At 35.9% G+C, this 17,133-nt stretch carries 11 protein-coding genes; 8 read left to right on the top strand and 3 right to left on the bottom strand.

The genetic code is table 11. The annotated features are described in order from the left end of the window. The first annotated feature begins 31 nt into the window (after positions 1–31). From AC4FQ3_RS06405 to AC4FQ3_RS06375, 7 genes are all read left to right on the top strand, one after another. Entirely contained in the window at positions 32–3,064 is a 3,033-nt protein-coding gene (locus AC4FQ3_RS06405; protein WP_491181294.1) for a SusC/RagA family TonB-linked outer membrane protein, read from the top strand. An 11-nt stretch (positions 3,065–3,075) separates the two neighbouring features. Beyond that, positions 3,076–4,677, top strand: coding sequence for a RagB/SusD family nutrient uptake outer membrane protein (locus tag AC4FQ3_RS06400; protein WP_491181293.1), 1,602 nt, complete (start codon positions 3,076–3,078; stop codon positions 4,675–4,677). Continuing rightward, positions 4,677–6,314: a glycoside hydrolase gene (locus AC4FQ3_RS06395; protein WP_491181292.1), complete on the top strand. Its 1,638-nt coding sequence runs from the start codon at positions 4,677–4,679 to the stop codon at positions 6,312–6,314. Before AC4FQ3_RS06400 ends, AC4FQ3_RS06395 begins: the two co-directional genes overlap by 1 nt. Positions 6,315–6,444: 130 nt before the next feature. Further along, positions 6,445–8,028: a glycoside hydrolase gene (locus AC4FQ3_RS06390; RefSeq protein WP_491181291.1), complete on the top strand. Its 1,584-nt coding sequence runs from the start codon at positions 6,445–6,447 to the stop codon at positions 8,026–8,028. Positions 8,029–8,145: 117 nt separating this feature from the next. Continuing rightward, entirely contained in the window at positions 8,146–10,569 is a 2,424-nt protein-coding gene (locus AC4FQ3_RS06385) for a glycoside hydrolase family 2 TIM barrel-domain containing protein (protein WP_491181290.1), read from the top strand. Positions 10,570–10,696: 127 nt separating this feature from the next. Next, a complete protein-coding gene (locus AC4FQ3_RS06380) occupies positions 10,697–12,067 on the top strand; it encodes a glycoside hydrolase family 27 protein (protein WP_491181289.1) in 1,371 nt (456 codons plus the stop codon). Next, complete coding sequence (locus AC4FQ3_RS06375) at positions 12,067–14,004, top strand: glycoside hydrolase family 43 protein (protein ID WP_491181288.1); 1,938 nt, start codon at positions 12,067–12,069, stop codon at positions 14,002–14,004. The genes AC4FQ3_RS06380 and AC4FQ3_RS06375 overlap by 1 nt, the downstream gene beginning before the upstream one ends. A gap of 82 nt (positions 14,005–14,086) precedes the next feature. Here AC4FQ3_RS06375 and AC4FQ3_RS06370 read toward each other — a convergent pair whose 3' ends face one another. Continuing rightward, on the bottom strand, positions 14,087–14,680 hold the full coding sequence (locus AC4FQ3_RS06370; RefSeq protein WP_491181287.1) for a hypothetical protein: 594 nt from the start codon (positions 14,678–14,680) through the stop codon (positions 14,087–14,089). A 276-nt stretch (positions 14,681–14,956) separates the two neighbouring features. On the opposite strand from AC4FQ3_RS06370, the gene AC4FQ3_RS06365 reads away from it, so the two are divergent. Continuing rightward, positions 14,957–15,331: a nuclear transport factor 2 family protein gene (locus tag AC4FQ3_RS06365; RefSeq protein WP_491181286.1), complete on the top strand. Its 375-nt coding sequence runs from the start codon at positions 14,957–14,959 to the stop codon at positions 15,329–15,331. A gap of 123 nt (positions 15,332–15,454) precedes the next feature. Here AC4FQ3_RS06365 and AC4FQ3_RS06360 read toward each other — a convergent pair whose 3' ends face one another. Beyond that, the gene (locus AC4FQ3_RS06360; RefSeq protein ID WP_491181285.1) at positions 15,455–16,021 is read right to left on the bottom strand and encodes a DUF417 family protein; all 567 of its coding nucleotides are present in this window, start codon (positions 16,019–16,021) and stop codon (positions 15,455–15,457) included. A gap of 84 nt (positions 16,022–16,105) precedes the next feature. Further along, entirely contained in the window at positions 16,106–16,957 is an 852-nt protein-coding gene (locus AC4FQ3_RS06355) for a helix-turn-helix domain-containing protein (protein ID WP_491181284.1), read from the bottom strand. Positions 16,958–17,133 lie beyond the last annotated feature (176 nt).

The raw sequence follows: 17,133 nt of genomic DNA, 5'->3' as shown, positions 1-17,133 counted from the left end.
AGTTTTAGCATTAATAAAAAAATATATTAATATGAAATATAAATTTATATGGTTATTTATCACCATGTTGTGCACCGCCGCGACATTCGGGCAAATAACGGTAAAAGGAACTGTTAAGGATAAAGGCAATGTGCCGATTCCCGGAGTTAATCTGGCAGTAAAAGGAACTTCAACAACAACATCAACAGATTTTGATGGGAACTTTTCTATCAGTGTGCCCAATAAAAATGCTCAAATTGAATTCTCGTTTGTTGGTTTTTCTAACAAAACAATTCAGGTTGGCGATAAAACAACTTTTGATGTTGTCTTGGAGGAATCAAGCCAGACACTAGATGAGATTGTCGTTGTTGGTTACGCCGCGGTAAAAAAGAGCGATGTAACGAGTTCTATTTCTTCTATAAAAGGAAAAGAACTCCAAACCATGACAGTGGGTAATGTAACCGAATCATTACAAGGGAAAGTTTCCGGGGTTCAGGTAACTGGGCAAGGAGGTCCCGGAGCACAGCCAAGAGTTTTGATACGTGGTATTTCTACGTTAAATCTGGATACTTCTCCTCTTTATGTAGTGGATGGTATTCCGATGGGAACCAGTATTAACTTTTTGAGTCCGAATGAAATTGAATCGATGGAGGTTTTGAAAGATGCTTCTGCAAGTGCTATTTATGGTTCACGTGCTTCTAACGGAGTTATTCTGATCACTACCAAAAAAGGGAAAGTGGGTCAGACAAGATTCAACTTTGATATAAGTTCAGGGATGCAGCTTATGAACAATCCCTATCATATGGCTGATGCCGAAGGATATGCAACAATCATGAACAAAGCATACAACAATTCAGGTTATGCAGATTATTTGCCAAACCCTTCTCAATACAAAGGTAAAACGACAGATTGGTGGAAAGCCGGAATTAAAAGTGGATCTCCCGTTACAAATGCTTCTTTAAGTGTTAGTGGTGGTTCTGAAAAACATACCTATGCAATCAGTATGAATTACTATGATGCAGAATCTATTTATGAAGTAGGAGGTTGGGAAAGAATAACGTTAAGAATTGCTAATGATTTTAAATTCTCAGATAAATTCTCAGCCGGAATCACTTTAAATCCACGTTATGAAACCTATGGTCAGCCTGGAAACTGGGCAGATTTTGATAAAATTGATCCGATTACGCCAATTTACAAACCGGCAGATCAGTTAACAGGAAGTGAAAACGAATATAGCATTTATGCGCGTTCGCCTTCGTATGTATGGAATCCGGTTGCAGGTGTAAAGAGATATGATGATTTTACAGATCAATATAATTTAAATACAAATGGGTATTTACAATATACTCCAATCAAAGGTTTAGTATTTCGTACACAGGCTTCTGTTGAAGTTGGTGATAAAATAAGAAGCAGGTTCAGACCCGATTTTATAATTGATGCGGCACACGAAAAAGAGGAGATTAATAAGGTTGAAAGATGGGCTACTAATAATGTAGACTGGACATGGCAAAATACAATTACCTATTCTAAAACATTTGCCGAAAAACACAATGTTTCCCTAATGATTGGTAATACAATGGAAGAGTACAATGGCAATGATGTCTGGGGGTACGGAGAAGGTGTGCCTAATAACTCAGATTTAATGAGAGAGGTAAATGCAGCAACTAAAAACCGCGATAGTAAAGGTAACACTTGGTCAAGTTCATTGATGTCTTATATTTCTCGTTTTTCTTATAACTACGACAATAAATATTATTTCACGGGAACTTTCAGACGTGATGGTTCTTCTAAATTTATGACGAACAACAAATGGGCAAATTTCCCTTCGGCATCTGTTTCATGGAGAATTTTGAACGAAGGATTTATGGAATCTACCAAAGATGTTTTGAGTGATCTTAGATTTAGAGCAGGTTGGGGTAAAGTAGGGAATCAGGGATTGCCAACGCAAGTGTATCAGTCCAACATTGGGCAAGGATTTTATCCTATCGGAGATGTTGTGGGAGATACTTCATTTCCTTCTTCTATGGCCAATAAAGACATTAAATGGGAAACTGTTGAAGATATGAGTTTTGGAATCGATTTCGGATTATGGAAAAACAAACTTTCAGGATCATTAGAATATTATCAGAAAAAAACAAATGATATGTTATTCTTAAAGCAATTCCCAGCTTACAGCGGATTTCCTGAAAATGCCACAATCTGGACAAACGTTGGTTCTATGCAATCCAGCGGTATCGATTTGCTAATTTCTTATAAAGATAAAAAAGGGGACTTCTCTTACGGGGCTGATGTGACTTTTACAACGGTTGATGTTGAGATGTTGTCTTTATCTTCTGATGGAGAAAAACTGTACGGAGCTAATAACAGAAGTGTGACTGTAAAAGGAGATGAACCAGGTTATTTCTACGGATACGTTGCTGATGGTTTATTCCAAAATCAAACGGAATTAAATTCTCATACAGATGAGCACGGAACTAAATTACAACCTTATGCAAAAGAAGGAGACATTCGTTTTAAAGATGTTAACGGAGACGGAAAATTAGATGATAAAGACCGTACTAAAATTGGTTCTCCATGGGCGGATTACAACATCGGACTGAATTTAAATTTTGCTTACAAACAATTTGATTTGGTTGCTAATTTTTATTCCAGTATCGGAAATGATATCGTCAATACAACCATTTCAGATTTATACAATGGTGCAAGTTTAACCAACAAAGTAAGCGGATTAGACCAAAAGGCGTGGCATGGAGAAGGAACTTCTAATTCTATTCCTCGTTTGTCTAAAGATGATAATAATGAGAACTACACTAAATTTTCTTCTTTATACGTAGAAGATGGTTCTTATGTCCGTATGAAAAACTTACAGTTAGGATTTTCATTCTATAATAAATTTGGATTAGACAAACTTAGAATTTCTTTATCAGGTCAGAATTTATGGACCTGGACAAAATACACGGGAGTTGATCCTGAAGTTGCAGGAGGAGATCCAGATAAGGGCGACAGAGTAAAAGGAGCAGGTTTTGGAGAGTGGAACTATCCTGTACAGCCAACAATTTTGATGGGTCTTAATGTAGCATTTTAATAAAAACGAACATGAAAAAAATAATTTTATCAATAATAGCTTTAGCTGCAGTTGCAGTTTCCTGCTCTGATTTTATTGAAAAAGACGAAAGAGGAAAGCAAACCTTAGAAAACTACTTTCAAACGGCACAGGAATGCGAGAATTATACCAACGAATTAACCCGCAGATTGTTAGTCACTAACGATTGGTGGGTATTGGTTGCACCGAGAGTTACCAACGAAATGGCAACAGATGATGCCTGGATGGGTAATACAGGTCAGGACAACAGTGCACACAGACCTTCTTCGCAATACATTATCTCGCCGGATAATATGGGAGATATGAACAGCAGTTATACAGCACATTTCTATACCATTCAATCGGCAAATATTGGTTTGGAGAGAATGGCTGAGGCACCAATTTCTGAGTCACAGAAGAATCAATATATGGGAGAATCTCTATTTGTTCGTGCCTATTGTTATTATGAACTGGTAAACCTTTTCGGAGGGGTTCCAGTCTATACAACATCATTAGGAACCGGTGATTTAAAGTTAGAACGCAGTTCTGCTGCAGAAGTGTATGCTCAGATTGAAGCCGATCTTAAAGAGTCTGCTGCAAAACTGGAAACTATTCCGGTAAACAGAAACGGAAGAATAAACAAATGGGCAGCTTATGCTTTATTGGCGCGTGTTTCTTTATTTCAGGAAAAATGGGCAGAAGCCAAACTATATTCAAACAAAGTAATCACGGAAGGCCCTTTTGCATTAGAAGCAGATTTTCTAAACATTTGGAATGTAAACAATCACAACGGTGTCGAATCCATTTTAGAAGCACAATCTTCAGATGTACAAAACAAAACTTTAGGTTCTGCATTGCCAACATTGGCAGGGGCAAGAGGAGAAGACAAGAAAAACTTTCCAAGCAATGATGCCGCAGATGTTTTAGACGGCTGGGGATGGTGTATGCCAACCAGTGATTTAGAAAATGCATATCTTTCTGAAAATGATTTAATTCGTCGCAGAAGCACTATTACAAAATGGGGAGAGGCTGCTTATGGAGATGAGGTTCTGAATCCAACACATAAATTCAGTTTAAATGACAATAAATCAGGACGTATCTGTCGTAAATATTATATTCCGATAGCAACACGTCGTGCTTTAGATAATAAAGACGGGCATTTGCCTTTGAATATTCCATTGATTCGTCTGGCAGAAATGTATCTGACAAGAGCTGAAGCAAATTATCATACAGGAGGAGATGCTTTAGGGGATATTAACATTATCAGAGCACGTGTAAAATTAGATCCAAAAACAGGTTTATCTGGTCCGACATTGCTGAACCAAATTTATAAAGAGCGTCGTTTAGAATTGGCTTTTGAAGGATTGCGTTTGTACGATATCCGTCGTGAAAAAGACCCAACTACCGGAAAACCGGTTATTGAATCTTTGATGGGACCAAACGGAACTTTTGTTCAATACAACCTGAACTCTGCAGACCCTTATGAAACAACCAATTTGAGAGAACCTCAGGATAAAGGAATCAATTTTAACCCTGCCAAAAACTTATTGTGGCCAATACCTCAAATGGAAATTGACTTAAGTGGAGGAGTAATCAAACAAAATCCAGGATATTAATGAAATTTATAAATAACAAAAAAGTAAGTCTGCTATGTGCAGGCTTGCTTTTCGCTAACTTTTTTATGATTAGTTGCGATTCTGAAAAATCAGATGATTCAGGTGCTGAAAATACCATTGCAGAATTAAGTGTAAATCTGGATATGAATCTCCAAACCATGGAAAGTTTTGGTGCTTCTGATGCCTGGCAATGTAATTTCATTGGAAAAAACTGGCCTTCTGATAAAAGAAATAAAATGGCGGATTTGCTTTTCAGCAGAGAATTGGATGCTGACGGAAATCCAAAAGGAATCGGACTATCATTATGGCGTTTTAACCTTGGAGCGGGAAGTACAGAACAAGGCGATGCCAGCGATATTTCAGATGAATGGAGACGTACAGAATGTTTTACAACAGATGGAGTTTCGTATGACATGAGCAAACAAGCCGGACAAGTTTGGTTTATGAAAGCTGCAAAAGAACGTGGTGTTGAGAAATTATTAGCTTTTACCAACAGTGCACCGGTTTATTTAACTCAAAACGGAAAAGCACACGCCAGCATAAAAGAATTTTATAATTTGCAAGATGGAAAAATGCCGGAATTGGCTGATTTCTGGGTTACTGCATTAGATAAATTAAAAACAGAACAAGGTTTAACAATCGATTATGTGAGTCCGTTTAATGAGCCGCAATACGAGTGGGACGGAACGGCACAAGAAGGATCTCCTGCTACCAATGCTAACATTTACAGTTTTGTAAATGTATTATCTCCTAAATTGCAGTCAAAAGGGCTTACGGCTCAAATTGTTGTTGGGGAAGCCGGAGCTTACGAATCTTTATATAAAACCGTTTCAGGTAAAGAAAGCAGATCGAACCAGATTGATTATTTCTTTGCAGCAAATTCTGCTAAAAAAATAACAGGATTATCAAACGTAAAGAAAACCATTTCAGGACACAGTTACTGGCAGGCATGGCCTTTGAACGAACTGGTTTCTTCAAGACAACAAGCAGCTTCAAGAATTCAGTCAGTTGGTGCAGTTAGTTTATGGTCTTCAGAATATTGTGTTTTAGAAAGTCCCGGAACATCAGAATTGTCAGGAGGCGGAGGTCCAGGAAGAGATTTAGGAATTCAGCTGGCACTTTGGACAGCCCGTATTATCAGTACAGATATTGCTGTTGGTGGCGTTACGTCATGGCAATGGTGGACAGCGATTAGTCGTGGTGATTACAAAGATGGGTTGATTCACGTTGATGACAATGCAAGCAACGGCGCAGGAGATGCAAATTACTGCAAAAACGACGGATACATTAGAGATTCCAAAACACTTTGGGCTTTAGGAAACTTTTCTTTCTTCGTAAAACCGGGAATGGTTAGAGTTCAGATTCCGAGTGTTGATAATGCCACTTCCGTGAATGATGTAATGGTAACGGCATATAAAGATGCGGCAACAAAGAAATTAGTTGTTGTTGCAGTTAACATTAGCAAATCGGCGAAAGCCTACAAATTAAATCTTACGGGAGGAACTTTAGCAGATAATAAATTTACGCCGTATACGACTTCTGAAACTTTAAGTTTGAAAAAAGGTGCAGCTGTAGATGTTTCTAATTTTACAATTCCGGCGAAGTCGGTTGTGACTTATGTTGGAACGTATAAATAATAAGGTTCAGAGGTTCAAAGAGGCAAAGGTTCAGAGGTTTTAGAATCGATGCGCAAATCTTTGTCAAAGTTTAAAACTTTGACAAAGATGAACTACTACAATGCATGAATAAAAATTGAAAATTACAAAAATGAGAAAAACCTATATCTCGCTTTTATTGGTAATAAGTTCGCTGTCTTACGGACAGCGAACCGTAACCATTAGCACAGATAATATTGTACAAACCATGGATGGTTTTGGAGGTTCTGATGCCTGGAGATGCCAGTTTGTGGGTAAATGGCCGGAACAGAAAAAAAACGCCATTGCCGATTTGCTTTTTAGCAAAGAAATCGACGCACAGGGAAATCCAAAAGGAATTGGGCTTTCGATCTGGAGATTTAATTTAGGTGCAGGAAGTACAGAGCAAGGTGAAAACAGCAAAGTTTCGGACGAATGGAGAAGAAGTGAATCTTTTCTGCAAGCAGATGGAACTTATGATTTCTCGAAACAGGAAGGACAAAGATGGTTTTTGCAGGCAGCTAAAAAACGAGGTGTTGAAAAATTCCTGATTTTTACCAATAGTCCGCCAGTTTATATGACAAACAACGGATTATCTTTTGCCTCTCAAAAGAATAAACTGAATCTAAAAGATGGTGCAATTCCAAAATTTGCCGATTTCTTAGTTCAAAGTATTCAAGGGTTGGAGAAAAAAGAAGGAATAAAATTCGATTATATAAGTCCGATAAACGAACCGCAGTGGGAGTGGATGCCAAAACACGGTGATACAAACAGTCAGGAAGGAACACCGGCAACCAATCAGGAAATTTATGATTTGACCAAATCACTTTCGGAAAAATTAAAAGCTCAAAAAATGAGCACCGAAATTGTAATTGCCGAAGCCGCACAAATCAATTATTTATATGAAAATGTAAATGGCGAAAACCGGGATAATCAGATTGATTATTTCTTTGGAAAAACAAAAACAAATATTTCGAAATTCCCAAATGTTAAAAATGTAATTTTAGGTCACAGTTATTTTACAACCTGGCCAATAGAAAAACAAGTTTTAAGCCGTAAATTGATCGCTGCAAATGTGAAACAAAATCCGGGATTAAAATATTGGCAATCTGAATACTGCATTTTAGAAAATCCGGGCGAAGCTGAAATCCCGGGTGGTTCAGGCGGAGGAAGAGACTTAGGAATGCAGACTGCGTTATTCGTAGCACGTTTGATTCATAACGATATTGCTGTCGCTAATGCGGCTTCATGGCAATGGTGGACTTCTATAACCCGTGTTGATTACAAAGACGGATTAATTTATCTGGATGATGGAAAAAGCAATGGAGGAACTGCACCGAATTATGTGAGAAACGATGGAGAATTTCACGATTCAAAACTGCTTTGGGCTTTAGGAAATTACTCTTTGTTTGTGCGTCCGGGAATGTTGAGAATTGATGTTCCAAATCAAAATGAACTCGATGCAGCAAACGATGTTATGCTAACAGCCTACAAAGATACGGCAAACAAAAAACTGATTGTCGTTGCAGTAAACTGCGGAAAATCAGATCAGAAATACAAATTCAATTTATCAAAAGGAGTGCTTAAAAACAACGAGTTTACTCCGTATATAACTTCTGAAAATTCAAACCTAAAAAGAGCCAATATTCAGAAAATTGATAATCTGGAAATCCCTGCAAAATCTATTGTAACGTTTGTGGGAGAATTAGAATATTAAAAAAATTCAAGTTTCAGGTTTCAAGTTACCAAAAAGAACTTGAAACCTAAATAAAAAAAAACATTAACAAAAAGCTTAGAACCTCAGAATCTTAGCAACTTAGAACCTTAAAAAAAAATGTTTACAAAAAAGAGCTTATTACCTGTTTTACTCTTTTCGTGCGTCTCGGCATTCAGCCAGATTTCGTTTGGAGATTCGAAAAAAATCAATGACAACTGGAAATTTAATCTTCAGGATATTTCAGATGCAAAAAACACCACTTTTGACGACAGCAAATGGCAGTCGGTAAATGTACCTCACGACTGGAGCGTAAAAGGACAGCTAAGTCCAACGCTGGCAAGCTGTACAGGTTATTTGCCGGGTGGAATTGCCTGGTATAGAAAATCAATCAATATTCCGCAGAGCAAAGCCGGAGAAAAAGTGTATTTATATTTTGAAGGAGTTTACAACAGAAGTGAAGTTTTTATCAACGGACATTCTTTAGGAAAACGCCCAAACGGATATATTTCTTTTGCTTATGATGCAACTCAGTTCGTAAAATATGACGGAGAAAACACGATTTCAGTTCGTGTAGATCACAGTCAAAGTGCTGATTCCAGATGGTATACAGGTTCTGGAATTTACAGAAATGTCTGGGTAGTATATGCAAATCCGGTTCATATTGCACAATGGGGCGTTTACGCGTATCCGGAAGTAAAAAAGGGAGTGGGAACCCTAAATGTTGAGGTTGATGTAGAGAATGGATCTTCTGCAAAATCAACTTTAACTGTAGTTAACGAATTGATTTCAAAAGACGGAAAATCTGTTGCAAAAGCTTCCAATAAAGTTGAGGTTGCGGCCAATCAAAGCGGTAAAATTGCAGCTAAATTAAATGTCACAAATCCACAATTATGGGACATAGATAATCCAAATTTATATCAGCTTAAAACAACCGTCCTGAAAGATGGAAAACAAATAGATCAAACAGTTACAAAAACTGGTTTTAGAACGTTCACTTTTGATCCAAATAATGGGTTTGCACTAAACGGAACCTGGATGAAAATGAAAGGCGTTTGTCTGCATCATGATGCCGGAGTTTTAGGTTCTGCAGTACCTCGCGAAGTTTGGGAAACAAGATTGAAAACATTAAAAGAAATTGGGGTAAATGCGATCCGTACAAGTCATAATCCACAAGCACCGGTTTTTTATGAGCTTTGCGATGAATTAGGATTATTAGTATTGAACGAAGCTTATGACGAATGGGAATTCCCAAAACGCAAGTGGTTAGAAGGATGGAATTACGGAACACCGGGATTCGAGGGTTCGTTTGATATTTTTGCAGATTATGGAGAAAAAGATCTGGAAGATTTTGTACGTCGTGACAGAAACCATCTTTCGGTTTTTGCGTGGAGTATTGGTAACGAAGTAGATTATCCAAACGATCCTTATTCGCACCCAGTTTTAGATAAAGGAAAAGAAGGTTTTGGACAAGCGGCTTACGGAGGTTATAAAAAAGATGCGCCAGATGCCATGCGTCTTGGAGTAATTGCAAAACGCTTGGTTGCAGCAGTAAAAAAATACGACAAATCTCGTCCGACAACTGCTGGTTTGGCCGGTGTTGCGATGTCTAACGAAACAGAATATCCGGGAGCTTTGGATATTACAGGATATAATTATACAGAAAGTAAATATAAATCGGATCACGAAAAATATCCAAACAGAGTTATTTTCGGAAGCGAGAATGTTCACGATATGGAGCCTTGGCTTGCCGTAAAAAACAACAAACATATTTTTGGACAATTCCTTTGGACAGGTATTGATTATTTAGGAGAATCAGGAAGATGGCCTTCAAGAGGATTTTATTCTGGTTTAGTTGATTTTGCGGGGATTATCAAACCGAGAGGGTATTTCCGTCAATCTTTATGGTCTGATAAACCAATGGCTTACATCGGAACTTATCCTTTAAAAAATGATAAAGATATTTCTAAAGATGCATGGGCAATCTGGAATTACACTCAAGGTGAAAAGATTCGCGTTGTGTGCTATACCAATGCTGCAAAAGCTCGTTTAGAGTTAAACGGAAAAGTGGTTGGCGAAGCAAAAGCTTATGATGAAAAAACAGGAATTATTTATTGGGATATTCCGTTTGCTGCTGGAAAATTAGAAGCGGTTGGTTTAAACAAAGACGACAAGGAAGTAAGCAGATACACGATTAATTCGACACAACAACCTGTTGAATTAACTATTGCTGATACTAATATCACAATTGCAAAGGACAAAGGTGTAGCTAAAATTATGGTGCAGTTAAAAGATCAAAACGGTCTTCCTGTAATGCTTTCAGACAATGAAGTTACCTGCACAATTACAGGTCCGGGGACTTTATTGGGCCTTGAAGCAGGAAATAATAGCGACATGACAGATTATACAGACAATGTACAGCGCGTATTCCACGGCCATATTGCGGCTTATGTACAGGCAACGGGAGAATCATCTCAGCCTATAAAAGTTACGTTTACAAGTCAATGGTTAAAACCGGTTGAAGTTACTGTGAATGTGAAGTAAATTAGTAGTTTGTTTTTAAATTGTCAATTAACCTGTCGGCGTTTTGGTTAGCAGACAGGTTAATTGTATTTAATGACGAAAAGTTTATTATATTCGAGTGTATTATTAACACTTATTAAAAATCATAATGAAAATAAAAAATATAGTTCCGTTGATTTTGGGGTTGGTTTTCGTATCGGTTTCTTCTAATGCCCAGACAAAAGTTTTTAAAAAGGATGAATTCAAACAATGGGCACAAACCCCGCCGATGGGCTGGAACAGCTGGGATTGCTATGGTCCGACTGTAGAAGAACACGAGGTTAAATCCAATGCCGATTATATGGCAAAAAACCTCAAGAAATTCGGTTGGGAATATATTGTCGTTGATATCAGATGGTTTGTTGAAAATGATAAAGCAGGAGGTTACAATCAAACAGATCCACGATATGTAATCGATCAATACGGAAGATATTTGCCAGCCGTAAATCGTTTTCCATCAGCAAAAGACGGACAAGGATTCAAACCTTTAGCAGATTATATTCATAAGAAAGGATTAAAATTCGGGATTCATATTATGCGCGGAATTCCGAAAAAAGCGGTTGAAGAGAAAATGCCAATTAAAGGTGCAAACGGAATCACGGCAGATCAAATTTATACTACAGCTTTGCAATGTGAGTGGTTAAAAGACAATTATACAATTGTTGCAGACAAGCCGGGAGCACAGGAATATTATGATTCTATATTTGAACTGTATGCAAGCTGGGGAGTAGATTTTATCAAAATTGATGATTTATCCAGACCGTATCACGAAGGCGAAATTAACCTGATTAGAAATGCAATCGACAAATGCGGACGCAAAATCGTATTGAGTACTTCTCCTGGTGAAACGCCTATAACCGCAGCTCCTCACGTAAAAGAGCACGCTAATATGTGGCGTATGGTTGATGATGTTTGGGATACCTGGCCTCATATTACACATTTAATGAAGGTAAGTGAACAATGGTATCCACATATTGCACCGGGAACATGGCCAGACTGCGATATGATTCCGTTAGGACGCATTTCTGTTAGGGGAGAACGTGGTGAAGACCGAATGACACGCTTAACAAAAGACGAGCAATACACTTTAATTACCTTTTTCAATATTTTTAAATCGCCGTTATTTTTTGGTGGAGATTTACCAAGTAATGATGCGTTTACATTATCATTATTAACAAATAAAGAAGTTGTGAAAATGCACAATGAAAGTACCGATGTAAAACAACTTTTCCAGAAAGACGGAAAAATTGCGGTGACTTCAAAAAATCCTAAAGACGGAAGTATTTATCTGGCTTTGTTTAATATCTCAGATAAAACTTCAGAAACTATTTCGGTAAATTTTTCTGATTTAGGAATTTCAGGAAATATAGAAGTTTTGAATATGTGGACTGGTGAGAAATCAAAAGTTGCTTCAACAGCAATTTCAGCAGAATTAAAACCTCACAGTTCAGTTTTGTATCAATTAAAAGGAAAAAAATAATGAGGAAAACACATTTTAGTATTGTATTATTTTTATTGTTCTTTAATTTTTTACAAGCACAAAACAAAAGTACAAAAGGGATACCTCCTGTAATTGCAGAGAAGGATTTAACGGCTTATTTGTTTGTTTACTTCACCGGAAATTCGGTTGAAGACGAGGCTGTTAGATATGCCATTAGTGCTGACGGATATCATTATTATCACTTAAATAATAACAAACCAGTCATAGACAGCAAAGTAATCAGTTCAACTGGTGGCGTTCGGGATCCGCATATTTTGCGCGGAGACGATGGCAAAACTTTTTATATGGTTTTGACAGATATGACGTCTTCAAAAGGCTGGGACAGCAATCGTGCAATGGTCTTGTTAAAAAGCACCGATTTAGTAAATTGGAAAAGCAGTATTGTAAATATTCAAACTACTTTTCCCGGAAATGAAAATTTAAAAAGAGTTTGGGCACCGCAGACCATTTACGATGCAAAAGCAGGAAAGTATTTAATTTACTTTAGTTTGCAATATGCAGGAGGTCCGGATAAAATTTATTACGCTTATGCTAATAAAGATTTTACGGGTTTAGAAAGTGCTCCAAAATTATTATTTGTTCCAAAATCGGAGAGAGCTTGTATAGATGGTGATATTATTGAAAAAGACGGAATTTATCATCTTTTTTATAAAACAGAAACCGAAAACCCAGGAATTAAAGTAGCTACAACAACTGATTTGACTTCTGGAAATTGGACAGAAAATGATAATTATCTACAACAAACAAAAGACGGTGTTGAAGGTTCCAGCGTCTTCAAACTAAATAATTCGGATGATTATATCTTAATGTATGATGTTTACACAAAAGGAAGATATCAGTTTACAAAAAGTAAAGATTTAGAGAATTTCACTGTTATTGATAATGATATTTCAATGGATTTTAATCCGCGCCACGGAACTATTTTGCCTATCACACGTTCTGAATTGAAGAAACTGATTACAAAATGGGGAATGCCGGATAAATTTCCAAAAATAAATAATAACCCGGTTTTAGAAGGTTATTATGCTGATCCGGAAATCTTATATTCAAACAAAACAAAGAAATACTATATCTATCCAACAAGCGATGGTTTTGATGGATGGTCAGGAAATTATTTCAAGACTTTCTCGTCAGATAATTTGACGGACTGGAAAGACGAAGGAATTATTGTAGATCTCAGAAAAGATGTGACTTGGGCCAACAGAAATGCCTGGGCACCTTGTATTGTTGAGAAAAAAATTAAAGGAAAATACAACTATTTTTATTATTTCACGGCAGCTCAAAAAATTGGAGTAGCATCATCAGATAATCCAAACGGACCTTTTACTGATAGTGGAAAAGCACTTGTAAGCACAAGACCAGAAGGAGTAAAGGGAGGTCAGGAAATTGACCCGGATGTATTTACAGATCCTAAAACAGGAAAAAGCTATTTGTATTGGGGTAATGGTTATATGGCTGTAGCAGAATTAAATGAGAATATGATTTCGATAAAAGAAGGAAGCACCAAAATAATCAAGGTTGATGATACTTTTAGAGAAGGAACTTATGTTATTTACAGAAAAGGAACCTACTATTTTTTATGGAGTGAGGACGATACCAGAAGTCCAAATTATAAAGTAAGATACGGAACGTCAAAATCGCCTTTAGGGCCAATTGAAATTCCGAAAGATAATATTGTAATTCAGGGAATTCCGGATCAGGGAATTTATGCTACGGGACATAATTCTGTATTACAAATTCCAGACAAAGACGAATGGTACATTACGTATCATCGTTTTTCTTATCCAACCGGAATAAAAATGGGTGATGCCGGCGGTTTCCATCGTGAAGTTTGTATGGATAAACTAGAGTTTAATCCTGACGGGAGTATCAAACAGGTAATTCCAACACACAGTGGGATTGATGCAATAAAATAATTTTAGAATTGTAGTTTTTAAAAAGCCGTTTCTGTATAAAGAAACGGCTTTATGAATTCTGGAAATGCTTGCAAACGCAATTTTATGAGTTCTTTAAATGTAATAAATCTAAAACTTTTGGTGAAACTTTCAAATCAGATCGGAACTTTAAAACACCTTTTATGAAATGTCTTTTTAATTCATTTCCATTGCGTATTGAAAATGGAGTTTTAAATATAATGGCTTTATAAATTATTGTATTCGTAGAGTTATCTAAATAATATACACAAATATCATAACCTACATCTTCACCCTCTGATAAAACTACATCATAATTTTTTAGATCGGGATTTGGGTATAAAGACTCAAAAGTTAGGGATTCAATGATTGTTTCATTTTTATAATGATGTAAACCATTTTGATCTACTATTACTTTGGTGATTTTGTTTTTTCGGTTAATAATTACATCCTTTAATACGAAATATATCAAAAAAGAAGAAAGAATTACGGATATTATTACAGAAGAAATTTTAAATTCAGCAGATAATTTTCCAGATTCAGTAATAATAATCTCTAAATTAATTATTCCTAAAATTGTACTCACAAAAAGAAATACTCCTATTGCCTTTGCTATAAAAGTTATTTTTTTTGATTTTAATGATTCTATTTTTGAAAATTCACTATTCTGAAAATCCATTTTTTGTCAGAAGTTAGAAATTAAAACATTACAGTTATTGGAGCAAATTTAGGAAAGATAAAATTTATTATTCAGATTTTTGATGCTGTTGTATAAATTTGAAAGAAATCATATCGTTCTGCTCCTCGTATTGTTCCTTATGAAAAGCAAGGCAAAACCCACTAAGAAGAAACGGTTTAGTTTGTTTATTCTTGATTAAATGTATGTTAAAAATGTTCCTGCCTTTTAATATTAATTTGAACTTTGTATAACTGTTTAATTAATAAAAAGATGATTATGGAAACGCAAATTATTGAACTGGAAAAAAAATATTGGCAGGGAATGGAAAATCACGACTATGAAACGGTAAAAAAACTTACTCGTTTTCCTTGTATAATCGCTGGCAAAAATGGAGTGTATAGTGTAGATGAGGCCAATTTTAAAAAGATGTTTGATTCAGGGGACGGTGATAAAATAAAAGTGTTGAATTTTTCTGATGTCCAAACACAATTAGTTGCTGAAAATACTGCTGTAATAGCATATTTGATAGAATTGGGAATAATGGGTGATGAACAAAAAGCACCTGCGAAATGTGCCTGCACTTCTACCTGGATAAAAGAAAATAACAATTGGACTTGTCTATTGCATACCGAAGCTGAATTGTCTCAGTAATAGGTTATTTTAAATTATTAATAGAACCAAGCCAGTGCTGTTAAGTGTTCTGCATGGACAATACGACCCTTTGAAACCCTGAAATTATTTGTAATCTCAGGGGCTTTCTTTAGGGTGTTAATATTAATTATTTTTTCTTCGGAGATAAAGTGTTGCTGACTGACTCATTGTAATCAGGGATGCTCCAAGAATAACAACATCCTTAAGAACTAATCGTCCACGTCCGGATAAATAAGGGAATCCATATTGATGATCTGTCAAATGTGGCACCCAGCTTTCTGGTGTTGTAACTAAAAATGAAAGTGTACCGATGGTGAGGATAAATACTAGTATGCTTCCTATCATACTTGCCAAAGGAGCCCAGTTATGAATAGCTACCAAAAAAGCAATACCAATTAGTAAAATTCCTAAACCATTTGCAAAACCATAAGTATTGTTTTGAATATTCCATTGGTGATTTTCAGCAATTAATTCACCTTCCTTATTGCTGTATTTTTTATACTCAGATGGATTATCATAAAAAAAAGACATAAAAGGACTGTTTGCTACAAAAGGCACTATGCCGTCAGCTTCATAAGTAAAAAATTTAAGTCCGCCAATCCATAAAAAAACGATTACGATACCAGCACGTACTGCATTTTTTCCAAGCGTATCAAGATTTGCTATTATGTTTAAAAGAGAATTTTTCATTGCTTTGTTTTTTTAATTTTTGTCATCATTAACAATGCAAAGTTATCTCCTGGATGAGAAGTAAGAAATGGATAAAAAAGGCTATTACTTAGACAAATCTGCCACAATAGAGATACCGGTTGTTTTCCTGAAGGTTTGAGGAGAAACTTTGGTCATTTTTTTAAATACGCGACTAAAATAATATTCATCCTGAAATTTTAAGGCATAAGCAATTTCCTTGATACTTAATCGGGTAAGATGAAGTTGTTTTTTTGCTTCCAAAATTAATCTTTCCTGAATCATTTGCGTGGGCGTTTTATTGAAACGCTTGCTGCATTGTTTCGTAAAATTATTTGCTGTCATAGAAAGTAAGGAGGCATAATCACTTGCTTTATGCAGCGTTAAGAAATTTTCTTCGAGCAGTATTTTAAACTGGTCCATTTTTTCATCTTTTTGAAAATTTTGTTTTTCATCGGTTATTTTCAAACTGCTGGATTTAGCAAGTATAAGCTGAAGATAAGCTCGTAAAACAATTTCTGAAGGAGTTTGCTGTTTAATCTCATTAATAATATGATCGACTAACTGACAATACAATTGATGCTGTTCATGGGTTAATTTTATAGAAGGCTCAACATAAATATTGTTAAACAATAAACCATTGCATGCAACCTCTTTTCTATGATATTCAATACAATAAAAGTCACCGTGAAATTGTAATGTGGTGTAGGTTAATGGTGTAATTTCCTTAATCGATATGGATTGTTGAGGTGTTGAAAACAGTATCGCCGGAGCCTTAAATGCAAAAGAGGCAAAATCAGCATGATAGATTCCTTCTCCTTTGCTTATTAGCAAAACAGTATACTCGCTAAATTGTACCGGCATATCTAAAAATGAATTATTTTCAGATTTTTCTATGCCTAAAAGTAAGGTTTTATTTTCTGAAAATACTTTGTTCATGTTGTAGGAGAGTTGGATGATATATGATTGTAAATTTAGAGAATGAATTCTTGTTATTCAATATTATTTAGAGTATAATTATTTCAAGTATAAAAGATTGATGTTCATCTGATCTATAATATCATTATTAAGATTAGAGAGTATATTTACAGCTTCATATTACTATTTTTTAATAG

Source organism: Flavobacterium sp. AK-345 (assembly GCF_058310175.1).
Note: the sequence above shows the minus strand (reverse complement) of the source record. Positions and strands in the feature narration are given on the sequence as shown.